This window comes from Amycolatopsis sp. NPDC050768 (assembly GCF_040654155.1).
Classification (GTDB): Bacteria; Actinomycetota; Actinomycetes; order Mycobacteriales; family Pseudonocardiaceae; genus Amycolatopsis.
Window position 1 is genome coordinate 169,018 of sequence record NZ_JBFAHL010000016.1, and the last position, 25,544, is coordinate 194,561.

A 25,544-nucleotide genomic window follows, 5' to 3' on the forward strand; every position below is an offset into this window, starting at 1 on the left:
GACCCGGGGCGCGGACACCCCGAGTGAGGAACGCCGTGATCCTGTTGCTGTCCACGTCGGACACCGATCTGCTCAGTGCCCGGGCCAGCGAGGGCGAGTTCCGGCTCGCGAACCCCGCGCGGCTCGACGTCGCGGACCTGCCGGGGCTGCTGGACGGCGCGCCGATCGTCGTGGTCCGGATCCTGGGCACGCCGCGGTCGTGGCAGGAGGGCCTGGACACGCTGCGCGCGTCGGGCTCGCACGTGGTGGTGCTGGGCGGTGAGCAGACGCCGGACGCGGAGCTGATGAAGCTCTCCACCGTGCCGGCGGGCATCGCGGCCGAGGCGCACGCCTACCTCGCGCAGGGCGGGCCGGAGAACCTCACGCAGCTGCACCGGTTCCTGTCCGACACGCTGCTGCTGACCGGCGACGGTTTCGAGCCGCCCGCGCAGCTGCCGTCGTGGGGGGTGCTGGAGCGCGCTTCTTCGGGTCCGGCGGACGGTCCGGTCGTCGGGATCCTCTACTACCGCGCGCACCACCTGTCCGGGAACACCGGGTTCGTCCACGCACTGGCCGACGCGATCGAGGCCGCGGGCGGGCGCGCGCTGCCGATCCACTGCGCGTCGCTGCGCAACCGCGAGCCGGAGATGATGGCCGAGCTGGGCCGTGCCGACGCGCTGCTGGTCACAGTGCTGGCGGCGGGCGGCACGCGGCCCTCGGGGGCCGGCGCGGGTGGCGACGACGAGGCGTGGGACGTCGCGGAGATGGCGGGGCTCGACATCCCGATCCTGCAGGCGCTGTGCCTCACCAGCGACCGCGCGACGTGGTCGGCGAGCGACGAGGGCCTGTCGCCGCTGGACGCCGGCAACCAGATGGCCGTGCCGGAGTTCGACGGCCGGCTGATCACGGTGCCGTTCTCGTTCAAGGAGTTCGACGAAGACGGCCTGCCGCGCTATGTCGCCGACGCCGAGCGCGCTTCGCGGGTGGCCGGGATCGCCCTGGCGCACGCGCGGCTGCGGCACACGCCTCCCGCGTCCCGGCGCATCGCGCTGATGCTCTCGGCGTACCCGACGAAGCACTCGCGGGTGGGCAACGCCGTGGGGCTGGACACGCCGGCGTCGGCGATCAAGCTGCTGCGGCTCATGCGTTCGGAGGGTTACGACCTGGGCGCCGACGCGTTCCCCGGCGTCGAGCCGACGGGCACCGACCAGCCGGACGGCGACGCGTTGATCCACGCGCTGATCGCCGCGGGCGGGCAGGACCCGGAGTGGCTGACGGAGGAACAGCTCTCGGGCAACCCGATCCGGGTCCCCGCGGCGCGGTACCGCTCGTGGTTCGCCGAGTTGCCCGCAGAGCTGCGTGAGGCGATGGAGGAGCACTGGGGTCCCGCGCCGGGCTCTCTGTATGTCGACACATCGGCAAATCCCGAGGGCGACATCGTGCTGGCGTCGCTCCAGTCGGGCAACGTCGTGATCATGATCCAGCCGCCGCGCGGGTTCGGCGAGAACCCCGTGGCGATTTACCACAACCCGGACCTGCCGCCGAGCCACCACTACCTCGCCGCGTACCGCTGGCTGGAGGAGGAGTTCGGCGCGCACGCCGTGGTGCACCTGGGCAAACACGGTTCGCTGGAGTGGCTGCCGGGCAAGACGGCGGGCCTGTCGGCGTCCTGCGCGCCCGACGCCGTTCTGGGCAACCTGCCGCTGATCTACCCGTTCCTCATCAACGACCCGGGCGAGGGCGCGCAGGCGAAACGGCGGGCACACGCCACGATCGTCGACCACCTGATCCCGCCGATGGCGCGCGCCGAGTCCTACGGCGACCTCGCGCGGCTCGAGCAGCTGATGGACGAGCACGCGAACATCGCCGCGATGGACCCGGCCAAGCTGCCGGCCATCCGCGCCCAGATCTGGACGCTCATCCAGGCGGCGAAGCTCGACCACGACCTGGGCGTCGCCGAGCGCCCGCACGACGTGGAGTTCGACGACTTCCTGCTGCACATCGACGGCTGGCTCTGCGAGGTGAAGGACGCGCAGATCCGCGACGGCCTGCACATACTCGGCGAGGCCCCCGTCGGCGAGGCGCGCGTGAACCTCGTGCTGGCGATGCTGCGGGCCCAGCAGATGTGGGGCGGCAAGCAGGGGGCGGTGCCGGGGCTGCGTTCGGCGTTGGGGCTGAAGGAGAACTCCGACGCCCCGCTGTCCGAAGTGGACGCGATCGAGACCACGGCGCGGTCGCTGGTGGTGGCGATGGAAACGCGTTCGTGGGCTGCGTCGGCCGTGCCCGCCGTGGTCTCCGAAGTTCTGGGCACTGCGGACGCGGAAGTCTCGCGGGTGCTGACGTTCGCGGCTTCCGAGATCGTCCCCCGGCTGGCGGGTACCTCGGGCGAGATCTCCGCGGTGCTGCACGCTCTCGACGGCGGTTACATCCCGGCCGGGCCGAGTGGTTCGCCGTTGCGCGGCTTGGTGAACGTGCTGCCGACCGGGCGGAACTTCTACACCGTCGACCCGAAGGCCATCCCGAGCCGCCTGGCGTGGGAGACCGGCCAGGCACTGGCCGACTCGCTGTTGCGCCGCTACCGCGACGACACCGGCTCGTGGCCGACGTCGGTGGGGCTCTCGGTCTGGGGCACCTCGGCGATGCGCACCTCCGGCGACGACGCCGCGGAAGTGCTGGCGCTGCTGGGCGTGCAGCCGGTGTGGGACGAGGCTTCGCGGCGCGTCACCGGCCTGGAGGCCATTCCGCTGGCCGAGCTGGGCCGCCCGCGCATCGACGTCACGGTGCGCATCAGCGGCTTCTTCCGCGACGCTTTCCCCCACGTGATCACTTTGCTGGACGACGCCGTCCGACTGGTGGCAGCTTTGGACGAGCCTGCTTCGGAGAACTTCGTCCGCGCCCACGTCTCCGCGGACTTGGCCACGCACGGCGATGCTCGCCGCGCGACCACCCGCATCTTCGGCTCGAAACCCGGCGCCTACGGTGCCGGCCTGCTGCCCCTGATGGACTCCGGCAACTGGCGCGACGACAAGGACCTGGCCGAGGTCTACGCCGTCTGGGGCGGCTTCGCCTACGGCCGCGACCTCGACGGCCGCCCCGCGCGCGAAGACATGGAGCAGTCCTACCGGCGCATCGTCGTGGCCGCCAAGAACACCGACACGCGCGAACACGACATCGCCGACTCCGACGACTACTTCCAGTACCACGGCGGCATGATCGCCACCGTTCGCGCGCTGACGGGCTCCGCGCCCGCGTCGTACATCGGCGACAGCACCACCCCGGACGCCGTCCGCACCCGCACCCTGGGCGAAGAAACGGCGCGCGTGTTCCGCGCCCGCGTGGTCAACCCGCGCTGGCTCTCGGCCATGCGCCGCCACGGCTACAAGGGCGCCTTCGAACTCGCCGCCACGGTCGATTACCTCTTCGGCTTCGACGCCACCGCCGGCGTCGTGGGCGACTGGATGTACGAAAAGCTGTCCGAGTCGTACGTGCTGGACGCCGAAAACCAGGACTTCCTGCGCCAGGCCAACCCGTGGGCCCTGCGCGGCATCATCGAGCGCCTCACCGAAGCCGCCGACCGCGGCCTCTGGTCCGACCCGGACCCCGACCTGATGGCCCAACTGCGCGACGTCTACCTCACCCTCGAAGGCGACCTCGAAGGCGAGTGACCACCCCTACCCCTACCCCGGCTCTGACGGCGCGGCCCTCACCTACCGCTCCATCGGCTCCGGCCGCCCCCTGATCCTCCTCCACGGCTTCACGGCACGCGGCACCCAGTGGCTCGCCTCCGGCCCCGCGGCACACCTCGCCTCCACCGGCCACCACGTCATCCTCCCCCCTTGGCGGCGATCCTCAGGACCTGCTCCACATCCTGGATACCCACGTCCCGACTTCCCCCACCGACTTGGAACACATCCCACGCCGACCCTGGTCACCGTCGGCGCTGACGACCCGCACCGCACCTCCGCCGAACAACTCGCCGCCACCATGCCCCGCGCCGAGTTCCGCGAAGTCCCGTGCAACCACTTCACCGCCCTTTGCGCCGCGAAGTTCGCCGCCGCGATCACGTCATTCCTGGCCCGGCCTATCACCTAGTTCGCGCATCCTCCGCCTGGCCCCAGACCGTGTCCCGTCGTGGCCTCACCTAGTTGCTGGCAGTTCGCGCTTCGCGTTGCCCGCAACCGAGCCACGCACTCCGCCTTTCCCAGTCCGCCTTGGCGTTCGCGACCTGCTCGCCGGACCGAGCGCGTGCGTTGCAGTTTCCGGCCGGGCGAGCACCTCGATCGCACCCCGCGTGGCCAAGGCGCTCACCCCGGCGGAACGGGGCTGTCCGCAGTGGACCAGCGGGGCGGTTGGTCCGCGTCCGGTCGGGGGCGGCGCGTTGGGCCGCCAGGGTGAACACCGGAGGCCGATACCGGCATTTCGCCCGTAGCGGCCCGCCGATCGTCGGGTGGTGGGTTGACTTCGTATTGGTCTAGTCCAATGCTGTAGCGCACCCCGCTCGTCAGCTGGAGGACAGATGCAACGAAGCAGACTGGCCGCCGTCGGGCTCGCCGCCGCCGCCGTGCTCGGGACAGCCGCGACCCTGGCCGCCACGGCCGACGCCCAGCCCGCGGCCGCCGCGGCCCTGAGCAACAACTGGTACGCCTCGGCGCCGTACCTCATGCCCGTGAGCAACAACCCGCCCGACCCGGTCACGGTGATGAATGCGACTGGGCAGAAAGCGTTCCAGCTGGCCTTCATCCTCGCCCCCGACGGTGGCGGCTGCAGCCCGACGTGGGACGGCAAGTCGGCGGTCTCGTCGGACACCGCGGTCGCCGGAGTCGTGAACCGCATCCGCGGCAACGGCGGCGACGTCTCGGTGTCCGTCGGCGGATACGGCGGCACGAAGCTGGGCCAGACGTGCGGCACCGTCGACGCGACCGCCGGCGCCTACCAACAGGTGGTGACGAAGTACGGCCTCAAGGCCATCGACTTCGACCTGGAAGAACCCGAGTACGAGAACACCGCGGCGATCGCCAACGAGCTCGGCGCCGCGAAGAAGCTGCACGCCGACAACCCGGGCCTGTTCGTGTCCGTCACGATGCCCGGCACCTCGGCCGGCACGGGCTGGTTCGGCACCCAGCTGCTCGACCAGGCCAAGTCCATCGGCTTCACACCCAACAACTTCTCGATCATGCCCTTCGACGGCGGCTTCAACGGCTCCTCGGCGCAAGTGTCCGCGCTCGAGAACTTCCACGGCCTGCTGGAAAGCCACCTCGGCTGGGACAGCGCCACCGCGTACTCGCACGAGGGCTTCTCCGGCATGAACGGCCGCTCCGACAACGCGGAGATCTTCACCCTCGCCGACTTCCAGACCGTCTACGACTACGCGACCAGCCACCACCTCGGCCGCTTCACGTACTGGGCCGTCAACCGCGACCGCCCCTGCACCACCACGACCGACAACGCCGTGTGCTCCAACGTCACCCAGAACGACTGGGACTTCACCAAGTTCACCACCCGCTTCGCCGGCGCGACGCCACCCCAGACCGGCCCGCCGACGACCCCGCCCACCAACCCGCCGGGCACCTGCACCGCACCTGAGTGGCAGAAGGCGTCGGTCTACGTCGGCGGCAACTCCGTCTCCCACAACGCCCACAAGTGGACCGCCAAGTGGTGGACCCAGGGCGAAGAACCCGGCGCAGGCGGCCCCGACGGCGTCTGGTCGGACAACGGCCCCTGCTGATCGCTTTCCCGGTCCCCCGCTGCCGGGTGGTCCACGGTGAATCCACTGTGGACCACCCGGTGTTCCACGTTCGGCGGCAGGCTCAGGGGCGGATGCCGGGCAGGTGGGTGTTGGCGCTGCGGACCTCGGAGGCCAGCGCGGGCACCTCGACGACCTTGCGGCCCGCCGCGGCGAGGAGTTCGACGCCCTCGGCTTCGACGAACAGGGACGGCTCGCGCCAGGCGATGACGACGCGCGGGATGGGCGTTTCGAGGATCAGCTGCGTGCAGCTCTTCGGGTGGGAAGCGCGGGAGCTGCACGGTTCGAGCGAGCTGTACATGGTCGCGGTGGCCAGGCGGGGGTCGTCCGCGCGGAGCTTGGCCAGGGCGGCTTCCTCGGCGTGGTTGTGCGGCTCGCCCTCGCCGGAGTGGCCGGTGGCGAGCACGGTGCCGTCGGGCGCGGCGATGACGGCGCCGACGCGGAACGTCGAGCTGGGCGGGCATTCGTCCGCCAGCGCGATCGCCTGGCGCAGGCGCAGGACGTCGATCGGGGTGGGCTCGGCGGCCGCGCGGTAGTGGAGCACGGCGACGTTGCCGAGCTGGCGCAGTTCGGCCAGCTCCAGCGGACGCGGGAATGCGCCGGGGCCGAGAAAGCGCGGCGCGCGCGGGTCGCCGACCACCAGGGGCGCGATGGCGAGGCGCAGCTCGTCGGCGAGGCCGGCTTCGAGGAACTGCGTGTGGACGGCGCCGCCACCCTCCACGAGGAGCCGGCGGACGCCGCGTTCGCCGAGGTCGTCGAGGATGCGCTCGAGCCGGGGCGGGGTGCCGGCGTCGATGATCGTGGCGACGTCGCGCAGGCCGTCGACCGCGACCGGCGGCGCGTAGACGAGCTTCGGCGCTTCGCCGACCGTGAAGAAGCGCGACGCCGGATCGAGCTTGCCGGTGCTCGTCACCGTCACCTTGATCGGCTGCTCCGGCCGCCCTGCCGCGACTCGCTCGCTTCGCAGCTCCGCCGAACGCACGAGCAGCCGCGGGTTGTCCGCGCGCACCGTGTTGGCGCCGACGAGGATCGCGTCGGCGTCGGCACGCAGGCGGTCGACCTCGGCGAAATCGTCCTCATTGGACAGGATCAGCCGGGTGGTGCTCGCGTCGTCGAGATAGCCGTCCAGCGACTGGGCGGCGGAGAGTACGACGTGGGGACGCCTGCTCATGCGGGTTGGACCGCGTACTGGCGCACATACAGGTCGGTGTAGGTCACCGGCCCGCGCGGCCCCGGCACGCGGTCGAGGTTGATCCCGGTCTCGGGCACGGCCAGCAGCTTGAAGCCGTCGAGCAGCCGCGTCGGCGCGTTCCAGAAGACGCCCGTGCCGGTGTAGCCGTCGAAGAACGCGCCCGCCGCCGCTTCGTCCTCGGTGGCGATGCCCGCCGCGAGGCCCGACGTCCGCTCGTTCGCGATCTCCACAGCCTCGTCGAGCCCGCTCACGCGCTCGACCGTGACGGTCGCCTCGCGGTCGGAGTCCAGCGCCCACTCGTAGCCGATGGCGTGCTCGTGCGGCGCCAGCGACGGCGTGACCCCGCGCTCGGCCAGCGCGGCGGTGATCGACGGCCACACGGCGTCGTGCACGTCGTCGTGGACGAGCAGCAGGTTGAGCCGGTTGCACACGCCGAGCCGGTCGAGGCTCGCGGACACGAGGTCGCGCACCTTGCCGGCGTCGGCCGCCGCGTCGACGTACAGCACGCCGCCGCCGTCCGCGTGTGCCAGCGTGCGCACGCCGTGCACGGCCGCCTCGGTGGCCAGCGCGCGCGTGCTGTCGCCGCTGCCGCGCAGGATCACCAGCGGCACCAGCCCCGGTAGGCGCACCAGCGCCGACGCGGCCTCCCGCTCGACGCGCGGCACCAGCTGCACCACGTCCGGGTCGATCCCGGCCTCAGCCAGCGCCGGCGCGATCACCGTGTCACGCAGCCGCTGGGCCGAGCCCAGCGCCGCCGACCCGGTGCGCAGCACCCCGGCGTTGCGCGACTTCACCAGCTGCGACGCCACGTCGACCGTCACGTTCGGCCGCGCCTCGTAGTTCGCGCCGATGACGCCCACGGGACGGCGCCGCTCGATCAGCCGCAGCCCACCGTCCAATGTGGACACCTCGACGGACCGCTCCTGGTGCGGCGCGCCGGCCAGCAGCCGTAACTGCTCGGCCATGCCGTCGAGGCGCTCGGGCGTGATGGTGAGCCGGTCGAGCAGACCCGCGCTCATCCCGTCCTCGCGCGCCTTGGCGACGTCGGCCCGGTTGGCGTCGAGCACCTCCTCGCGGTGCGTCTGCAGGCGCTCGGCCATGCCTCGCAGCGCCGCGTCCACGGCCTCCTCGGTGGCCTTGGCCAGCGACGGCGCGGCCAGCTTCGCCGCTCGCGCGCACTCCTCGACGGCCTTCGCGACCTCGTCCATCGTCGTCTCCCTCCGCGCGTTCGGCAGAGGACCAGTTTGCCGCACCGCCCACATCCGGGGACGACTGGCTCAACCCTCGGGACGCACCCTCAAGCGACGACCGGCTCCAGCAGCCACAGCGCACCGGCCAGCAGACAGCTCACCGTGAGCACCACGAACACCAGCACCCACAGCACGGCGGGCACCGCGGTCAGGCGGCTGAGCTGGTCGGCGTCGGAGTCGCGCGCCTGGCCGCGATGGCGCTTGACCTGCAGCTCCACCACCGGCCGGACGCCCCCGAACAGCAGGAACCACGTCAGCAGGTACGCGAACGGCGCCTGCACCACCGGCGGCGCGACCAGCGCCACGAGCCCCAGCACGACCGCGCTCGCAACCACGGTGAACACGCCGTACGCGTTGCGCACCATGATCAGCACACCCAGCAGCAGCAACGCCACCAGCACCAGCACGGCCGTGATCAGGTCCTGCCCGACCAGGCTCGCGAACAGCAAGCCCAGCACCGACGGCGCGACGTACCCGGCCAGCGCCGTGAACGCCATGCCCGGCCCCTCCGGCTTGCCGCGCGACACGGTGACGCCCGAGGTGTCCGAGTGCAGCTTGATCGAGCGCAACCGCCGCCCGACCAGCACCGCGGCCAGCGCGTGGCCCGCCTCGTGCACGATGGTCACCACGTTGCGCGCGAACCGCCACGGCGTGCCGCCCACCAGCACCACCAGCAACGCGACACCACCGGTGACCAGCGTGATCGCCACCGGGGTGTTCGCCTGCGTGAGCGCCGCCTCGACGGCCCCGGGCGCGCCGGCCGCACGCTCCCACCCACCAGCCACGGCTTGGCTGGTGACCACGGACGAGACGTCGAGCACACGCGAAATCACGCGCACACCTCACCACAAGCGACATCTGGCCACTGTTAGTGCCCGTTGCGGGATGGGCCGACTGAGGTCGGTATGGGGTGGGTCACGTCATGGGATCTCCCTTCTTCGTCTTCGACATTTGTTGGCCGGGGCGCAGGCCTCTTCGGCGCCGCTGACCACCTCCTTCACTTGTCTGCCCGCTCCTCGGCCAGGACCAAGGCTCCGGCTCGGGCTGCGCCGCCCACCGCCCACCACCGCCACCGCCCCCGGCACCGGCACCGGCACCGGCACCGGACGCGAGCAGGCTGGGCCCGCAGAACGCGCCCGTAAGCAATCCCTGCGCCCGCACGCCTTCCCGTCCCCGTCTCAGCGCGCGCCGCTGGACCGCAACCAACTGACCCCGGCCGACTGCGAGCAGCCAGGCCACCGCCGACCGCCGCCGGCCCGGCACCGGTCGCGAGGCAGACTGGGCCCGCAGAACGCGCCCGTGGGCAATTCATGCGCCCGCCCGCAAGCCTTCCTCTCCCCGACCCACTCTCCGACTCAGCGCCCGCACGCCTTCCTGTCCACGACCCAGCGCGCGCCGTCGGACCCCAACCGACTGACACCCCGGCCGACTGCGAGGAGCCAGGCCACCGCCGAGGCCGGCTCGGCAGTCACTGCCCAGAAGGACGGCACCGCCGCGGCCGGAGCGGCGCGTCCACGCGAGCCATTTCGCGAGCCGCAGTCAGCCGGGCGCGCACGGGCGCCGGCGCCCGTGCGGACGTCAACGTGCGGCCGAGCCCGTAACCACCTCCTCAGCCGAGGAAGCCGCGTCGGGGTCTGGCGGGACGGCGTCGAGGGTGGCCCGGAACAGCAAGGCGATCCAGCTGCGGTAGGGGCGCCAGTCGTCGGCCAGGGGGATCAGTTCGGAGGCCGGGGTGGTGGCCGGGAGGCCGTACTCGTCTCGCATGGCTTCGTGGAGGCGGCCGTCGGCGCGGGGGAAGAGGTCGGGGTGCCCCGCGCCGCGCAGGAGGATTTGTTCGGCGGAGAAGGCGCCGATGCCGGGGATGGCGCGCAGGTGCGCGAGGGCGTCGGGGATGGGGAGCGCGCGCAGCTCGGCAGGGTCGAGCCGGCCGTCGGCGGTGGCTTGGGCGACGGAGCGCAGGCGGGCGACGCGGAAGTCGGCCAAGCCGTCCTCCGAGGCGAGCTCGGCCAGGACCGCGGGCGCGGGGAACGAGACCACTTGGTATTCGCCGACGTCGATGATGGCGCCGTGGCGTTCGGCGAGCACGCGGCGGCGCCGGATGGCCGTGGTGAAGCGCATGCCTTGGGAGAGCACGGACCAGCAGGCGGCTTCGTAGGGCGAGGAGAACAGCACGGGGCGCAAACCCGGATGGGCAGCGCGCAAGCGGGCGGCGACGGAGTCGCGCAGGTCGATGTCGGGCAGTCCGGAGGCGTCGACGTCGAGGGAGAGCATGCGGCTCACCTGGCCCATCACGCGCGCCGCCAGGTCGACCGGCGCGGAGACCTCCACCTCCACCGTGCCGGGCGATCTCTGGCGGATCGCGGCTCCGGCGTGGGTCCAGACGCCGTCCACGGGAAAGGCCAACCGCAGCACACCCGGCTCCGAGGCGGCGTCGGGCCGGGCGGCAGGGCCGAAGCCGGCCAGGTAGTGGCTCGCGGCGCACAGGTCGAACGGTCCGCGCACGGCGATCTCGCCGGTCGGCACGTCGATGGGCAGCAGGATCGGTGCGGTCATCGGGGTGTCCCTCCTCTGCGGCCTCCGGGGGTCGGAGAACCGTGGAAGCGACGTTAGGAAGAGGGGCCGACAATCCGGGGCCTCGAACGCCTGATCGGCGAGATCTTCACTCGATCGTGGAAAACCAGGCTTTGGCATACTGCCGGTATCCGAACCGGAAGGGAGCGAAACCGGTGGTAGAGCACCCAAAAGCCCAGGACCGTCTCGCCGATCTGCTCGACGCTCCGGCCAAGACCACGGACGCGGGCTACCTCGACGTCCTCGGCGACGCGCCCCAAGCCGGGCCCACCACGGGAATCACCCAGCGCGTGATGCGCACGACGCTGCTCCCCCAGGTCTACGAACGCTACTGGCGCCCCGCGTTCGGCCGGCTGTTCAAGGGCCCGTTCGGCCCCAGCATGGCCGGCGAAGTCCGCCTCGCCACGGAACTCCTCGCGCTCGAACCCGGTCGGATCGCGCTCGACGTCGCCTGCGGCACCGGCCGGTTCACCCGAGCTTTCGGGGCAGCCGTGGGAAAAGAGGGCCTCGCCGTCGGCCTCGACGGTGCGCCCTCGATGCTCACCCGCGCCGTCACCGAGACCGACGAAGACGGAGTCGCCTACCTCCGCGCCGACGCCGTCGAACCGCCGTTCACACCCTCCACAGTGGACGCCATCTGCTGCTTCGCCGCCCTGCACATGTTCGCCGAGCCCGAACGCGCGCTGGACTCGTTCGCGCGGATCCTGCGCCCCGGCGGCCGCGTCGTGCTGCTCACGAGCGCGCGCCGCGACTGGCAACCCGCGCGAGTCGTCGACACGGCGGGCGGGATCCTCAGCGGGCAGCGAATGTTCGACCGCGGCGAGATCGCCGCCGCCTTGCGCGCCCGGGGTCTCCGCATCGTCGCCGAGCGGTTCGCGGGCGTCACCCAGATCGTCGCCGGCGAGCTGCCCGAGGCGGACTGATCCACTTTGTCGGTGCCCGGGGATAGCATCCCCGCATGACCGACGCCGCTCCCGTCCCGCCCGACGACTCCCACCTGCGCGCCCTGATCGAAGCCACGGCCGAAGCCGTCGCGGCCGCCGAACCCCTCGGCTCCGACCACACCGGAGCCGAGTCCGGGGTGCGCGCGGCCGTGGCACAAGAAGTGCGGGCTCGCGCCGACGAACTCGTTGCGCTGAGCCAAGACCTGCACGCCCACCCGGAAGAGGGCTTCACCGAGCACCGCTCCGTCGGTGCGCTGGCGGAGCTCCTGCGCGCCCACGGCCACGAGGTCACGGTCGGCCTCGGCGGCCTCGACACCGCCCTGCGCGCGAGCACCCCGGACAACGGCGGCCCGCACATCGCCGTGCTGTCGGAGTACGACGCGCTGCCCGGGCTCGGGCACGCGTGCGGGCACAACGTCATCTGCACCGCCGGCGCCGGCGGGTTCCTGGGCGCCGCGGCCGTGGCCGAGCAGGTCGGCGGACGCGTGTCCCTCGTCGGCACGCCGGCCGAGGAAGGCGGTGGCGGCAAGGAGACGCTCGCGCGCGCCGGGGTGTTCGACGACGTCGACGCCGTGATCATGCTCCACCCGTTCAGCCACGACATCGCGCTGCACCCGTTCCTCGGCCGGCGGCAGCTGGAGATGGTGTTCCACGGCGTCGGGGCCCACGCGTCGGCGCAGCCGTTCATGGGGCGCAACGCGCTCGACGCCGCGGTCGCGGCCTACCAGGGCGTGTCGATGCTGCGCCAGCAACTGCCTTCGACCGACCGCGTGCACGGCGTCTTCACCGACGGCGGCGCCCGGCCCAACGTGATCCCCGAACGCGCTGCGCTCCTGTTCTACCTCCGCTCGGCCGACCCCGAGACGTTGCGCGACCTCGCGAAGCGGATGACCGCGATCGCCCACGGCGCCGCCGAAATGACGGGCTGCGGCGTGGAGCTCACGTGGGATTCGCAGCCGGCGTACCTGCCGATCCGCTTCAACACCACGTTCGCCGGGCGCTGGTCGGCGAACCAGGCCGACACGGGCCGCAAGCCGCTGCCGCCGGGGATCGTGCCCGAGTTCCTCACAGGGTCCACCGATCTGGGCAATTTGTCCTACCGGATGCCCGCGCTGCACCCGATGATCGCCGTCTCCGGACCGACGGTTGCCTTGCACACCAAGGAGTTCGCCGAAGCCGCCGGCTCGCCCGCGGGCGACAAGGCCGTGGTCGACGGCGCGCTCGGCCTCGCCCTCACCGCCGCCGACTACCTCGCCGACGCGACGCTGCGCCAAGCCGTGCACGACGAGTTCGAAGCCTCGGGAGGTGCGCTCGACGTCCCGAAGTTCTTCGACTGAAAGCCACCGAACCAGGCTGAGGAACGCCTGAGGATTCTCAGCTGATTCTTCTCAGCAAAGCCGAAGGGATTTCCACAGGGTTCTCACAACCACCGCCGCGAATCTGGTGTCATGACCGAGAACGAGAGTCGGCCCGGCCCCGCCTCACCCGGTGGGCACCAGCCGCACCAGACCCACCCGATCGCTGCTCAGCAGAACGCCCAGCAGCACACCCAGCCGCAGTACGGCCCGTACGCCCAGCACGGGCAGTACCGCCACCAGCAGCAGGCCGCGCCGAACCCGCTCTTCACGCAGCAGCCGCAGGCTCAGCCGGCCACGCAGCCGAAGCGACGGGGCGGCAAGCTCGCCGCCGTCGTCGGGGCGACCGCGCTCGCCGCGGCGCTCGTCGGCGGTGGCGCCGGTGCGGCGATCGTCGGGCTGACCACCACGTCGGTGGCCTCGCCCGCGTCGTCCTCCGCGGTCGCCGGGCAGACGGTCAGCAACACGACCTCCACCGGCGACGTCAGCACGGTCGCGGCGAAGGTCCTGCCGAGCGTCGTGCAGGTCAACGTCGACACCGGCCAGGGCGAGGCCATCGGCTCGGGCGTCATCCTGAGCTCCGACGGCCGGATCCTCACCAACGCCCACGTGGTCGACGGCGCGGTCGGCGACGTCACGATCACGACGTCCGACGGCAAGCAGTACCAGGCCGGCGTGGTCGGCGCCGACACCAAGGGCGACATCGCGGTGCTGCAGGCCAAGGGCGCCAGCGGCCTCACCGCCGCCACCCTCGGCGACTCGAGCAAGCTCGTGGTCGGCCAGGAAGTGATCGCCATCGGCTCGCCGGGCGGGCTGCAGAACACCGTGACCACCGGCATCGTCAGCGCGCTGAACCGGCCGCTGTCCGACGTCGGCGGGGGCGAGCAGCAGCAGTCGCCGTTCAGCCGCACGTCGAACCAGGCGGACAACGGCCCCAGCTACACCGCGATCCAGACCGACGCCTCGATCAACCAGGGCAACTCCGGCGGCGCGCTCGTCGACGCCCAGGGCCAGGTCATCGGTATCAACTCCGCCCTCTACAACCCGTCGGCCTCGGCCAACGGCTCCGCGGGCAGCGTCGGGATCGGCTTCGCGATCCCGGTCAACGACGCCAAGACGATCGTGGATCAGATCGTCAACGGCTGACGCAGTCGCGGACGGACCGCGGTCGGGGCGGCCCGTCCGACTTTCCTCGCTCGAATCGGGGTAGTGGGGAAAAAACGGTGAAAGCCGCTCTCCCAGGGTTTCGGGGCCCTGAGAGAGCGGCTTTCACGCTGCCGGGAGCTCGTAGGTCAGCGTGAACGTGTGGTTGCCGGCCTCGTCCTGCGTGATGGCGGCGGAGCCGGAGATGCCCGTCAGCTCTCCCGATCCGGAGCCCGCGAGGATCAGCAGCGACAAGCCCTCGTCGCCCGCCGTGTGCCGCAGCACGAACGAACCCTTGCGCCCGTCGACGGACACCGCCAGGCGCTCGAAGGCGACGTACGCGCGCGAAGTGGCATTCGAGGCCGTCAGCATCTCGACGGTGCTGGTGCCCTCGACCGCACCCGTGAAGGTTTTGGCGATGGCCACACGGGCGAACTCGGTGCCACCCGTCTCGTCCTGGGCCTGCGGCTCCCACTTGTCGAGCTCGAACGTGGCGGTCGCGGTGCTGGTCATGGCTGGTCCTTCCGATCGTGAGCCCTCAGCCTGCCCGCCATACCTGCCAATTTGTGTCAGGTATTTTCATCGCCGGCGGTTGCCGAACAGCCCCCGCGTGATCTCCCGCCCCAGCGCGGACGCGGCCGAGCGCATGAAGGACTTCACCGCCGGGTTGCTCATCGCCTGCGAGATCAGCCCGGGGTCCTCCTTCTCGGCCTTCCCAGCAGGAGCCGGTGCAGGGGCCTCGGCAGCAGGCGGCGCGTCCGCCGGCGCCGCGACCCGAGCCGCCAGCTTCTCGTACGCCGACTCGCGGTCGATCGTCTCCGAGTACTTCGCGTGCAGGTCCGACGACGCGACCGCCGCGGCCACCGCCTCGTCCCCGACCGAGCCCATCTTCGACCGCGGCGCCCGCAGCCGCGTCCACGCGACCGGCGTCGGCGCGCCCCGCTCGGACAGCACCGTGACGACCGCCTCGCCGATGCCGAGTGACGTCAGCGCCGTCTCGAGGTCGTAGTGCGGTGTCTTCGGGTACGTCTTCACCGTCCTGGCCAGGGCTTTCTGGTCGTCCGGCGTGAACGCCCGCAGCGCGTGCTGCACCCGCGCGCCCAGCTGCGACAGCACCGCGTTGGGGATGTCCGTGGGCAGCTGCGTGCAGAAGAACACGCCGACGCCCTTCGACCGGATCAGTTTCACCGTCTGCTCGATGCGCTCCAGGAACGCCTTCGACGCGTCGTTGAACAACAGGTGCGCCTCGTCGAAGAAGAACACCAGCTTCGGCTTGTCGAGGTCACCCTCCTCGGGCAGCTCCTCGAACAGCTCGGCCAGCAGCCACATCAGGAACGTCGAGAACAACGCCGGCTTCGACTGCAGGTCGTCCAGCTCCAGCAGCGTCACCACACCTTTGCCATCGACCTCGCGCATGAGGTCGTGGACGTCGAGCTCGGGCTCGCCGAAGAAGTCCTCGCCGCCCTGGGCCTCCAGATTGGACAGTGCGCGCAGGATCACCCCGGCCGTCGCCGAGGAGACGCCGCCGATGCCCTTGAGGTCGGCCTTGCCCTCGTCGCTGGTCAGGTGCGTGATCACCGACCGCAGGTCCTTCGTGTCGAGCAGCGCCAGTCCTCGCTGGTCGGCCCAGTGGAAGATCAGGCCGAGAGTCGACTCCTGCGTCTCGTTCAGGCCCAGCACCTTGGACAGCAGCACCGGGCCGAAGCTCGTGATCGTGGCCCGGATCGGCGAGCCCTTCCCACCGGTACCCAGCGACAGGAACTGCACCGGGCACGCGGCGGGCGCCCAGTCGTCACCCAGCTCCTGCGCGCGTTTCGTGAGCTTGTCGTTCGCCTCACCCGCCGCCGACAGCCCCGAAAGGTCGCCCTTCACGTCGGCCAGCACCACCGGCACGCCGGCGGCGGAGAGCTGCTCCGAGATCAGCTGCAACGTCTTCGTCTTGCCGGTGCCGGTCGCACCCGCCACCAGACCGTGGCGGTTCAGCGTGGCCAGCGGCAGCCGCACGGCCGCGGCCGCCTCGGTCCGCCCGTCGATCACCACGGCGCCCAGCTCCACCGCGTCGCCCTCACTCACGTAACCCTGCGCGATCTCCGCCGCAGGCGCCGACCCCTGCTCGGCCACTGGCCGCACCCCGTTCCGAGTCCGAAATCACACTCTTTCACCTGGCTGCCCGAGCGTAACGCGCCGAATGCGCAGGTAACCCGGCTGACATCCCCGTGTCGGGTTAGGGTTGTCCGGGTGACCGACCACCTAGTCTGGATCGACTGCGAGATGACGGGGCTCGACCTCGGCAAAGACGCGTTGATCGAAATAGCCGCCCTCGTGACCGACGCCGACCTCAACGTCCTCGGCGAGGGAGTCGACATCGTCATCCACACCGACGACACCACGCTCGACGGCATGCCGCAGGTGGTCCACGACATGCACGCCAAGTCCGGGCTCACCGAAGAGGTCCGCGCCTCCGCGGTGACGCTCGCCGAAGCCGAGCAGCGCGTGCTCGACTACATCCGCGAGCACGTCCCCGACCCCGGCACAGCCCCGCTGGCAGGCAACTCCATCGCCACCGACCGCGGCTTCATCTCCCGCGACATGCCGGCGCTCGACAGCCACCTGCATTACCGCATGGTCGACGTGTCGTCGGTCAAGGAACTCGTCCGGCGCTGGTACCCGCGGATCTACTACGCGAAGCCCGAGAAGGGCCTCGCCCACCGCGCGCTCGCCGACATCAAGGAATCCATCGGCGAACTCGACTACTACCGCAACGTCGCCTTCGTCCCCCAACCCGGGCCGACCAGCGAACAAGCCAAAGCCGCGGCCGCCGAAGTGCAGGAACGCCACCAAAGCTGACCCGGTGAAAACCCGTCGCGAGGGCACGCTACGATATTCCGTAGCAAGGTGATCGCGACGATCCCTCGCAGATGGTGGGCGTAGCTCAGCTGGTAGAGCACCTGGTTGTGGTCCAGGAGGTCGCGGGTTCGAAACCCGTCGCTCACCCCATTACCCCAGTTTGGTCGGTCCCTGGTGGGACCTTTCCCGAACTGGGGTTTCGCCTTTTCCTGGGGGTCGGACCCCCAGACCCCCGCCGGGGGATGCCCCCGGACCCCCATCAGGTGTGGTCGCCCCGGATCCCCGTCCTGCCGGGTTGCCCGGACCCCTGACCCGTGCGGTGGCCGTGGTGTGTGGGGTGGTGACGAATCCGTGGTCGGGTGCGGTGGGTGGTGGGGTCCTTTGTGGAGGGTTAGGAGTGGAGGAGGGCGTCGCGGAGGGTGGTTAGGAGGGCGATCAGGAGGGCGGTTGGGGGGCGGCGAGTGGGGCGGGTGTCGGCGCCGCGGCCCAGGCGCGCGAGTTGTTGTTGGTGCCAGGAGGAGTTGAGCAGGTCGTCGAGGAGTTTGTGACCGACTTTGGGGGTGGGGGCGGCGCTGTGGGTGGCGGGGTTGGTCAGGACACGGTGGGGGAACGTCGGGTCGTGGGTGATGGGGCGGGCCAGGCCCACGAGGTCGACGGAGCCGGAGGTGACGGCCTCGGCCATGGCGGCGTGGGAGCGGAAGCCGCCGGTGAGCATGAGGGGGACCGTGAGCTCGCGGGCGAAGTGGTCGGCGAAGTCGTGGAAGTAGGCCTCGCGGGCGCGGGTTGAGGCGCGTTCGGGCGTGCCGTCGACGACAGCGACGCTTTCGTAGGTGCCACCGGAGACTTCGAGCAGGTCGACGCCTTCCTGTTCCAGGGCCTTGGCGACCACGAGGGCGTCTTCGGGGGCGAAGCCGCCGCGTTGGAAGTCGGCGGAGTTGAGTTTGACCGACAGGATGAACGACGGCGGCGCGCCGGCGCGGATGGCGCGGACGACGTCCAGAAGGAAGCGCATCCGGTTCTCCAGCGGGCCGCCCCAGCGGTCGTCACGGCGGTTGACGAGCGGGGACAGGAACTGGTTGAGCAGGTAGCCGTGCGCGGCGTGCAACTGGACCCCGGCGAAGCCCGCTTCGGCCGCGACCTGGGCTGCGGTCGCGAAGCGCTGGACAAGTGCGACGACTTCCACGTCCGAGAGCGCTCGCGGTCGCCGGAACAGCCACTTGCCCAGGTCCAGGGGCACGGCTGACGGGGCGACGACGTCTTGCTTCCGCCCGGCGAGTTTGAGGCCGCGCATCGACTGCCGGCCGGCGTGCGAGAGCTGCAAGAGCAACTTCGCCTCGGTGCCGACGGTCGCGGCGGCCCATCGGCGCAGCTCGGGCAAGTGGCGGGCGTCTTCGATCACGACATTGCGCTGAGCCTCCAGCGCCGATCCGTCGACCATGACGTTTCCGCTGATCAGCAGGCCGGCACCGGAGTGCGCGAGCCGCCGGTAGGCCTCCGTGAGCTGCCGCGTCGGTGCGCCGCGCCGGTCGGCCAGGTGCTCACTGGTCGCGGCCTTCGCGAGCCGATTGGCCAGGACGGCGCCGTTGGGCAGCGTGAGCGGGGTGGCGAGGATGGTCTCCTGTACGTCGTACATGACACCAGAGTGACCTGTACGACGTACAGTTGTCAACGGCCGGTTCACCACCTTGGCGGCCCCACAACGGCCCCCGACCTGTCAGACTGACCTCGAACGCGCAGCTAGGAGCCCTCCAGCCGCCGCGGCGACCACCCGCGCGCGGTTAACGTGACCCCCCTGAAACGCGGCTTGAACAGCCTGCTAATCTTTTCCACGTCGCCGAGGGAAACCAAAGCGGCGGGCAGCACCAAGCGCCATTAGCTCAATTGGCAGAGCAGCTGGCTCTTAACCAGCGGGTTCGGGGTTCGAGTCCCTGATGGCGCACCCTCATTCCCCAGGTTCGGATCGCTTCCGGCCTGGGGATTTGTGTTATGTGGAAGCGTTTCTTCCGCTTGATCACTGTCCACAATGGTCGGTGCGGTGCCCGAGCTGTCGCGTTGCCGTCCGCGGGATGATTTTGGCTGTGGCCTCGGCGGCCGCGAGTGCGACTTCGGGCAACACGGTCGTGTAGGCGTCGGCGGTCACCGTGATCGACGAATGCCTCAGCATGTTCTGCACGACCTTCATATCCGCCCCCGCCTCCAGCGCCAAGCTCGCCGCCGTGTGGCGCAGGTCATGCAGCCGGATCGGCGGCAACCCAGCCTGGCGGGTGAGTTCCTGGAACCGGGCAGTCACGTCCGCCGGGTGCAACGGGCTGCCATCAGGCTGGGTGAACAGCAGTCCGCTCTCGACCCAGGCGGCGCCGAGCCGGGCCCGCGCCTCATCCTGGCTGGCGAGGTGCGCCTTGAGCACGATGACAGTGCCGGCGTCCAATGCGACGAGGCCTTCAGACGAGGTGGTCTTGGGACCCGACTCCCCGGTCTCCCAGCCGTACTGCACGATCTGATTCGCCCCTCAAGATCGCCGCATCCAAATACGTGTCCGTACGTCGCTGCCCACACGGCTCACCACGCCGAAGCCCCACGTGCGCGATCACATGAAACAACGCATACAGCCGGTCATTGACCGCGTGATCCAAAAACCGGCCCGCCTGCCGCGGGGTCCACACCATCACCGGCGACGGGACCTCCCCAGTCTGCCGCCACCACGCCACCCGCTCCTCGGTCCACACCTTCGCCTTCGGACGAACCGCCGGCGGCAACTCCACCAACGACGCCACATTCACCACCAGCAAGCCCTCCTTGACCACCGGGCTCAACATCGCCCGCAACGTCTCCCGAATCCGCCGAACCGACGTCGGACCAACCGGCCGCTGCCACTTCACCACCGCGATCTTCCGCGAGTCGCCGCTGGCGCGGTACTCGGCGATCAGGTCGTTGTGCTCAACGATCGCGTCAAACATCCCATCCAAGTGCGCCACGCTCAGCTTGTCCCGCCGGATGTGCGCCAGATGCGGCCGGAAGTAGAGGCGTACTTGTGACTCATAGGAGCGGTAGGTGTTGCGGCTGCCGGTCTTCCTTTTCTTCGCCAGGAACACGGTGAACACCTCGCCCAAGAACGGATGTTCCAGTACCTCGGCACCCACACGCACCAGCCGGCGCAGATCCTCGATTTCCGGGAGCTTCTGCTGGGCCGTGATCGCCGCGGCGATCAGGTCGCCGATCTTGCGGAGCATGCATGTCCGTGTCGTCGTCGTCCCCGGCGATGGCCAGCAAGTCACCGACGTGATCCGGTTCGTCCTGGGCCTTTGTCGCGGTCGGGAATCCACCACGCCGCCTCGGCCGGCGACGCCCGGCACGGTCGGCTGGCAACTCGATGCGGTAGCACCACTGGCCGCGCCTGCTCTGGTCCGGTCTCGGGCACTCCTTGCCCAGGCTTCGACCGCTTTTATCCTTGCAGGAGCAGCGTTTGTACACCGATCCCTCTGCCATCTTCTGCACCCGCCCTTCGGTTGGTTGAATCAGCGGGTTGCCGCGATACTCGCGCTACAGACGGTCCTCGGGGAAGCCCGAGCCCACCCACGTTCACCCAATGGGTGGATCTATACCGAGAACCCGCAGCACCCCGACGACCGGAACGCGGTACTCCCCACCGACCAGCAACAACGGACACGGGAAACCATCCTCACGCGCCAACGCGTACGCCGTCGTCCGCCCAATCCGCAAAACCTGCGCCGCCGTAATCAAGTCCACTACTGCGGGCAACGCAGCCACGTCGGCCACCGTCATCACATCCGCCACGGATTCCCCGGGCTTCACGCGGCGGCCCCGATATCAGCGAGTCGGCGGTGTGCCATCGCCTGGCAGGCCGGGCAAGGTCGATGCCGACGAACGAACACCCCTGCTCCAGCGCAGCAACGCCCGTGGTCCCGCTGCCGCAGAACGGATCGAGCACGACATCGCCACCCGGACAACCCAGACGGACACAACGCCGGGCGATCTCCAACGTCCCCGCCGCCGGATGCCCAGTGCGGGAACGACCCGCCGACACCTGCCACAGATCCGTCCCATCCTCAGCCGCCGAGCCACAGGACCAGAACTGGTGCGTTCCCGACTGCGCCAGCAAGAACACCATCTCGTAGCGCTGGGCAAGCCGATCGCGCACACTCTCCGGCCGCGCATTCGGCTTCTCCCACACCACCGCGCTCCGCAAGAACCAACCGCGCTCCTGCAAGGAAACACCACCCGCCAGGGCACCCCGACGAGATCCTTGCTTCGATGAGCCGAATGCGGTGGCCGATGTACCCCGTAGCCAGTCGCAGTCGAGCCCGAGCCGGCGCATCGCGATCCGGTGGTAGGCGGGGTTGGTGTCGATGCCGATGTAGTGCCGGCCGAGTGCGCGGGCGGTGACTCCGGTGGTGCCACCGCCGCTGAACGGGTCGAAGACGTGGCCGCCGGGTGGAGATCCGGCCGCGATGCAACGGCCTGGGATCTCCGGCGGTGAGGGAGCCTGATGCCCGGCTCGTGTGCGGTCGGGTGGGATGGTCCACACGTTGCCCGGATTACGGCACCGCTGGCTATAGCCTGGTGTCCACGGCCAAGGTCGAGGTGCGGTGTTGTGTGTGCCGCCGCGGTGGGCACGGCGGCGCAGGGCATGGTCGTCGGTGTGCGATTGTCGGATCGCGTCAAGGTCGAAGAAGTAGTCGGGCTGGGTGACGAACAGGAAGACCATCTCGTGGCGGGTGGCGAGACGGTCCTGGATGGGAGTGGGCGTGGTGTGGGGCTTGTGCCAGACGATCGCCGAGCGCAAGAGCCACCCGTCGTCCTGCATCGCCAACGCCGGCCGCCACGGCATACCGAGCAGATTCTTGTGCAGCACATCCGCACGCGGCCGGTAACGCGGCTGCCCGAACTCGCCGGGCGCAACGCACCAGTAGCCATCGGAATTGGTGGAGTAGCTGTCACCAAGGTTGATCCACACCGTGGCCCGCGCAGTAAGCACCCTCCGGGCCGCGGAGAACAACGCACGAAGATTCTCGATGTAATCGTCCGCACTCGGCTCCAGCCCAATCTGCGGTTTCTCGCGCCACGCCCCGCAGTCTCGGCATCGCCACCGCCGGCACCGCGGTCACCGCGTGAGGCACCGGCATCAGCTGGGCGGTGCCGGCAGCCAGGACGGCCGCCTGTTCTGCTGTCCGGTCAGGCCGAGGCGGCGCAGACCGATGTCGTGGAGGTCGGGGTTGAGGTCGATGCCAATGTAGGAGCGGCCAGGCTGTTGCGCGGCCAAGAGGTCGCAGGCCGGACGGTTTGTCCGGGAGTCGGGTATGACGCGGCCGGCCGGAGGTCAGGCCGCGCGGCACAACCTGCGCATACCCGGGTTATCCGGCATCAAACTCGCCGGATATGCCCACCGAGCGGCAGGGCTCGCTGCCTTGGGCGGCGACGCTTTGCTGAATGCCGGATCACGGCAAATAACACCTGAATCGACGAATTCAGCGTAGCCCTGTTCGACCGCCTTGGGACCTCTCCTTCTCGTGTTCGGCGAAGGCGCACATCGGGTACCTCCCCCGGATGACCGAGTCCGAAGGCACGGGAGGCCGGTCCGGGGACTTCCATCGTGTCCGGCGCGGACGGTAAGCCGCCCGGAATATGCCCGGACGACCACGCCAGTGAAAGGTCGGATGCACCATGAACAGCGATGAGCCCCCCGCACAGCATGGTGTGCGCAGCGCTGAGGAGGTCCGTGCGGCGGTGCCTTACGGGTTGCGGGTCGGGGCCGCCGTCTTCGGCCGCCTGCTGGTCGTCGCCGGTGGCTTGGCACTGATCGGGTACGTGGCGGTGAAATTGGCCGCGGTGCTGGTACCGGTCGCGGTGGCGCTGCTGCTCGCCGCGCTGCTCGCCCCTACGGTCTCCTGGCTGGCCCGGAAGAAGGTACCTCGCGGGCTGGCCACCGCTGTGGTGCTGGTCGGCGGATTGGCCGTGGTGGGCGGCGTCGTCACCTTCGTGGTCATCACCGTCACGGCGGGCATGCCAGAGCTGATCGCCCAGATCGCGCGCACCGTGGACGAGCTGCGCACCTGGTTACGCACCGGACCGTTGCACCTGAGCCAGGGCCAGATCGACAGCATGCTCGCCCAGCTGACCACCACACTGAGCGAGAACCAATCGGCCATCGCCTCCGGCGCGCTGTCCACCGCCGTCACGGTCGGAGAGTTGGTCACCGAGTTCCTGCTGATGGTGTTCTGCCTGATCTTCTTCCTCGCCCAAGGCGGGAAGATCTGGACGTTCCTGCTCGGCGCCGTCCCCGTTCGGGTGCGGCATCGGGTGGGCCTGGCCGGGCACGCCGGGTTCACCACCCTGGCCGGCTACATTCGCGGCACCGCGGCCGTGGCGGTCGTGGACGCCGTCGGCGTCGGCGTCGGCCTGCTCATTGTCGGCGTGCCGCTGGCCGCTCCGCTGGCCGCGTTGGTGTTCCTCGGCGCGTTCATCCCGGTGGTCGGGTCTGTGGTCGCCGGCGCAGTCGCGGTGCTCGTGGCACTGGTGACCGGCGGGCTCGTGCCGGCCATCATCGTGCTCGCCATCGTGATCGGTGTGATGCAGCTGGAAAGCCATGTGCTGCAACCGTTCCTCCTCGGCCGCGTCGTACGCCTGCACCCCCTGGCCGTCGTGCTCGCCCTGGCCGCCGGGCTCGTCACCGCCGGCATCATCGGCGCCTTGCTCGCCGTCCCACTGCTCGCCGTGCTCAGCTCCGCCCTGCGCACCCTCGCCGCCCCGCCGCCGCAACCCGATGCCCCGACTGCGGCGACCGACAGCACTGGTCCAGAGGACTCTTCGGGGCGGCAGACCGCGGCGTAGCGGAGGCCAGGTCGCACCGGTCCACTGCTCGGACCCGCCAACACGATGTCCTTCGCACCAACCCGGCATCCGGCAGCTCTTCCCGGCCGCCGGGCGGGCCGGCCGTTCCGCCCCGACCACCTGTCCGCACTCCTCAACGACGTCGGGATCCGGCCGCAGCCGCCCTCGGCGCCGCCATCCGGCAGCAACTCCTGGAGATGCCCGCACCGTCGTCCCGGATGCTTTCGGCTACCACGACAAAACCACCGCCCGACTCCTGAAAGAGACCGGCAGGACCTGGGGTCGATACGCCCCGGAAGCCACGGAAAGTCACTTCCAGGCTCAGCGACCCCGTCAACACCCGACAGTTGAATACGAGCCCCAACCAGTACCACGGCCGACCCAGCAGCAGTGACACCGACCCAGGCCGCAGCGGATCGCCTGCTCGACCGTGATGTCCCGTGGTCTACGCCGTACGGCTCGACCGGGTCCAGGGGCGGCTGGGCAAGGGACCGGCCGGGTGCGTGGTGCGATTGGGCGGCGTGTACCAGGAACGGATGGCGGCCTCGCCACTCAACGACAACGACGTCGCCTGGCCGGCACGAGACGACGTCGATCGGTGCCCACTGGTGGCGGCGAGAATCCCGCCCCTCCATCTCCGCGCGCAGACCGGTCGCTTGCAAAGCACGCGGTGCCTGCAGCCTGGCTGGGGGCCGGCCCCGATTCTTCCGGCGAAGCCATGGCCTGAGCTGCGTGCGCGCCGGTCGCGTGGTGGGGCACGGCGAACGTGGGATCTGTCGTGCCGCTGGCCTGTCACGGATCACCAGCGACACGTTCGGCTCGAGCGGCGGTGGCGGGAAGGTTGCTGACCGGTAACCGGGGTCCTTTCTGATGCACCGGCTTTTGCGGCTGGGTACGGTGCGCGAGGATTGCGGGGATGTCCGCGGTGCCCTCGGCCACTGCTCGGGCGAGATCGGAGAGACGCTCGTTGTGGGAGCGGGCATAGCCGCGCAGAGCGGTGAACGCCGTTTCCATGTCGAGGCCCTCGCCGCGGGTGGAGAGCACGCCTTTGGCCTGTTCGATGATGACCCTGCTGTTGAGCGCGGTCTGCAGCTGTTCGGAGAGCAGGTCCGCGCTCTCGATCGCCCGCTGTTGCAGCATGCCGATGGTGGCGACGTCGGCGAGTGCCTGCCCGAGCCGGGCGCTGGTGTCGTCGACTCCGTTTCGGTCGGCCTTGAGCAAGGTGAGCACGCCGATGACCTGGCGGCGCAGCCGCATGGGAACCGCTTGGACGGCGTGGAATCCGCAGTCACGGGCGGCGGCGGCGAAGCGCGGCCAGCGGGTGGCGTCGGCGGTGAGGTCTGCGCTGGCGATCGGAATTCCGCTGCGAACGCAGTCGATGCAGGGCCCGTCCTCGGTCTGGACAGCGAACACCTCCAGCACCTGCGCGCGCTCCGAGGATGCCGCTGCCGTGCGCAGTCCACCGTGTCCGTCGAGCAGGATCACCCCGGCTGCAGACACTTCGAGAAGCTCGACGCACTGATCGCACAGCATGTGCAGGAATTCCAGCGCGTCGAACTCGTCGACAAGGGTGTCGGCCAGCGCCACGAACGTGTCGGCCAAACGCTGTTCACGGCCGTGGCCCCCGGCTGCGCCCGGAATGGTGCGGACGGTGTGGGGTTGTTCGGACAT

At 70.4% G+C, this 25,544-nt stretch carries 18 protein-coding genes and 2 tRNA genes; 9 read left to right on the plus strand and 11 right to left on the minus strand.

Annotation, left to right across the window (positions count from 1 at the left end):
- Positions 1-35 precede the first annotated feature (35 nt).
- Both cobN and AB0H62_RS37205 read left to right on the plus strand, forming a co-directional pair.
- Entirely contained in the window at positions 36-3,644 is a 3,609-nt protein-coding gene (cobN, locus tag AB0H62_RS37200) for a cobaltochelatase subunit CobN (RefSeq protein WP_360591325.1), read from the plus strand.
- Positions 3,645-4,495: 851 nt separating this feature from the next.
- The gene (locus tag AB0H62_RS37205; RefSeq protein WP_360591327.1) at positions 4,496-5,704 is read left to right on the plus strand and encodes a chitinase; all 1,209 of its coding nucleotides are present in this window, start codon (positions 4,496-4,498) and stop codon (positions 5,702-5,704) included.
- A gap of 82 nt (positions 5,705-5,786) precedes the next feature.
- Here AB0H62_RS37205 and AB0H62_RS37210 read toward each other — a convergent pair whose 3' ends face one another.
- From AB0H62_RS37210 to AB0H62_RS37225, 4 genes are all read right to left on the minus strand, one after another.
- Positions 5,787-6,893, minus strand: a complete 1,107-nt coding sequence (locus tag AB0H62_RS37210) for a dihydrofolate reductase family protein (protein ID WP_360591329.1) — start codon at positions 6,891-6,893, stop codon at positions 5,787-5,789.
- Positions 6,890-8,122, minus strand: coding sequence for an aldehyde dehydrogenase family protein (locus tag AB0H62_RS37215; RefSeq protein ID WP_360591331.1), 1,233 nt, complete (start codon positions 8,120-8,122; stop codon positions 6,890-6,892). Before AB0H62_RS37215 ends, AB0H62_RS37210 begins: the two co-directional genes overlap by 4 nt.
- Positions 8,123-8,211: 89 nt before the next feature.
- The gene (locus tag AB0H62_RS37220; RefSeq protein ID WP_360591409.1) at positions 8,212-8,874 is read right to left on the minus strand and encodes a M50 family metallopeptidase; all 663 of its coding nucleotides are present in this window, start codon (positions 8,872-8,874) and stop codon (positions 8,212-8,214) included.
- An 868-nt stretch (positions 8,875-9,742) separates the two neighbouring features.
- Positions 9,743-10,717, minus strand: a complete 975-nt coding sequence (locus tag AB0H62_RS37225) for a hypothetical protein (protein WP_360591333.1) — start codon at positions 10,715-10,717, stop codon at positions 9,743-9,745.
- A 173-nt stretch (positions 10,718-10,890) separates the two neighbouring features.
- On the opposite strand from AB0H62_RS37225, the gene AB0H62_RS37230 reads away from it, so the two are divergent.
- The 3 genes from AB0H62_RS37230 to AB0H62_RS37240 all read left to right on the plus strand — a co-directional run bounded on the left by AB0H62_RS37230 (position 10,891) and on the right by AB0H62_RS37240 (position 14,180).
- A complete protein-coding gene (locus AB0H62_RS37230; RefSeq protein WP_360591335.1) occupies positions 10,891-11,658 on the plus strand; it encodes a methyltransferase domain-containing protein in 768 nt (255 codons plus the stop codon).
- A 35-nt stretch (positions 11,659-11,693) separates the two neighbouring features.
- Positions 11,694-13,016, plus strand: coding sequence for a M20 family metallopeptidase (locus AB0H62_RS37235; protein ID WP_360591336.1), 1,323 nt, complete (start codon positions 11,694-11,696; stop codon positions 13,014-13,016).
- Between the two features lie 111 nt (positions 13,017-13,127).
- A complete protein-coding gene (locus AB0H62_RS37240; protein WP_360591338.1) occupies positions 13,128-14,180 on the plus strand; it encodes a trypsin-like peptidase domain-containing protein in 1,053 nt (350 codons plus the stop codon).
- Positions 14,181-14,303: 123 nt separating this feature from the next.
- Here the strand turns inward: AB0H62_RS37240 and AB0H62_RS37245 are convergent, their stop codons facing one another.
- Both AB0H62_RS37245 and AB0H62_RS37250 read right to left on the minus strand, forming a co-directional pair.
- Positions 14,304-14,690, minus strand: a complete 387-nt coding sequence (locus AB0H62_RS37245) for a DUF3224 domain-containing protein (RefSeq protein ID WP_360591340.1) — start codon at positions 14,688-14,690, stop codon at positions 14,304-14,306.
- A 66-nt stretch (positions 14,691-14,756) separates the two neighbouring features.
- On the minus strand, positions 14,757-16,298 hold the full coding sequence (locus AB0H62_RS37250) for a helicase HerA-like domain-containing protein (protein WP_220243188.1): 1,542 nt from the start codon (positions 16,296-16,298) through the stop codon (positions 14,757-14,759).
- Positions 16,299-16,415: 117 nt separating this feature from the next.
- Between AB0H62_RS37250 and orn the strand changes: the two genes are divergently transcribed.
- Complete coding sequence (gene orn / locus AB0H62_RS37255) at positions 16,416-17,024, plus strand: oligoribonuclease (RefSeq protein WP_220243189.1); 609 nt, start codon at positions 16,416-16,418, stop codon at positions 17,022-17,024.
- A 74-nt stretch (positions 17,025-17,098) separates the two neighbouring features.
- Positions 17,099-17,174 (plus strand) — tRNA-His (locus AB0H62_RS37260).
- 241 nt (positions 17,175-17,415) lie between these two features.
- Here AB0H62_RS37260 and AB0H62_RS37265 read toward each other — a convergent pair.
- Positions 17,416-18,657 (minus strand): NADH:flavin oxidoreductase/NADH oxidase family protein, encoded by a 1,242-nt coding sequence (locus AB0H62_RS37265; RefSeq protein ID WP_220243190.1) that lies wholly within the window; start codon positions 18,655-18,657, stop codon positions 17,416-17,418.
- 233 nt (positions 18,658-18,890) lie between these two features.
- Here AB0H62_RS37265 and AB0H62_RS37270 point away from each other — a divergent pair.
- Positions 18,891-18,963: transfer RNA gene (locus AB0H62_RS37270), tRNA-Lys, on the plus strand.
- 72 nt (positions 18,964-19,035) lie between these two features.
- Here AB0H62_RS37270 and AB0H62_RS37275 read toward each other — a convergent pair.
- The 3 genes from AB0H62_RS37275 to AB0H62_RS37285 all read right to left on the minus strand — a co-directional run bounded on the left by AB0H62_RS37275 (position 19,036) and on the right by AB0H62_RS37285 (position 22,089).
- Positions 19,036-19,431, minus strand: a complete 396-nt coding sequence (locus AB0H62_RS37275) for a tyrosine-type recombinase/integrase (protein ID WP_360591342.1) — start codon at positions 19,429-19,431, stop codon at positions 19,036-19,038.
- A gap of 34 nt (positions 19,432-19,465) precedes the next feature.
- The gene (locus tag AB0H62_RS37280) at positions 19,466-20,254 is read right to left on the minus strand and encodes a hypothetical protein (protein ID WP_360591344.1); all 789 of its coding nucleotides are present in this window, start codon (positions 20,252-20,254) and stop codon (positions 19,466-19,468) included.
- Between the two features lie 449 nt (positions 20,255-20,703).
- Positions 20,704-22,089, minus strand: a complete 1,386-nt coding sequence (locus AB0H62_RS37285; RefSeq protein ID WP_360591411.1) for a site-specific DNA-methyltransferase — start codon at positions 22,087-22,089, stop codon at positions 20,704-20,706.
- Between the two features lie 680 nt (positions 22,090-22,769).
- Here AB0H62_RS37285 and AB0H62_RS37290 point away from each other — a divergent pair.
- On the plus strand, positions 22,770-23,873 hold the full coding sequence (locus AB0H62_RS37290) for an AI-2E family transporter (RefSeq protein ID WP_255638329.1): 1,104 nt from the start codon (positions 22,770-22,772) through the stop codon (positions 23,871-23,873).
- 792 nt (positions 23,874-24,665) lie between these two features.
- Here the strand turns inward: AB0H62_RS37290 and AB0H62_RS37295 are convergent.
- Entirely contained in the window at positions 24,666-25,544 is an 879-nt protein-coding gene (locus tag AB0H62_RS37295; protein ID WP_360591346.1) for a GAF and ANTAR domain-containing protein, read from the minus strand.

Coding starts and splice junctions, on each gene's coding strand:
- AB0H62_RS37295 (WP_360591346.1), bottom strand. CDS start 25,544: ATGTCCGAACAACCCCACACCGTCCGCACCATTCCGGGCGCAGCCGGG.
- AB0H62_RS37280 (WP_360591344.1), bottom strand. CDS start 20,254: ATGCTCCGCAAGATCGGCGACCTGATCGCCGCGGCGATCACGGCCCAG.
- AB0H62_RS37245 (WP_360591340.1), bottom strand. CDS start 14,690: ATGACCAGCACCGCGACCGCCACGTTCGAGCTCGACAAGTGGGAGCCG.
- AB0H62_RS37215 (WP_360591331.1), bottom strand. CDS start 8,122: ATGGACGAGGTCGCGAAGGCCGTCGAGGAGTGCGCGCGAGCGGCGAAG.
- AB0H62_RS37265 (WP_220243190.1), bottom strand. CDS start 18,657: ATGTACGACGTACAGGAGACCATCCTCGCCACCCCGCTCACGCTGCCC.
- AB0H62_RS37210 (WP_360591329.1), bottom strand. CDS start 6,893: ATGAGCAGGCGTCCCCACGTCGTACTCTCCGCCGCCCAGTCGCTGGAC.
- AB0H62_RS37240 (WP_360591338.1), top strand. CDS start 13,128: ATGACCGAGAACGAGAGTCGGCCCGGCCCCGCCTCACCCGGTGGGCAC.
- AB0H62_RS37235 (WP_360591336.1), top strand. CDS start 11,694: ATGACCGACGCCGCTCCCGTCCCGCCCGACGACTCCCACCTGCGCGCC.
- AB0H62_RS37205 (WP_360591327.1), top strand. CDS start 4,496: ATGCAACGAAGCAGACTGGCCGCCGTCGGGCTCGCCGCCGCCGCCGTG.
- AB0H62_RS37225 (WP_360591333.1), bottom strand. CDS start 10,717: ATGACCGCACCGATCCTGCTGCCCATCGACGTGCCGACCGGCGAGATC.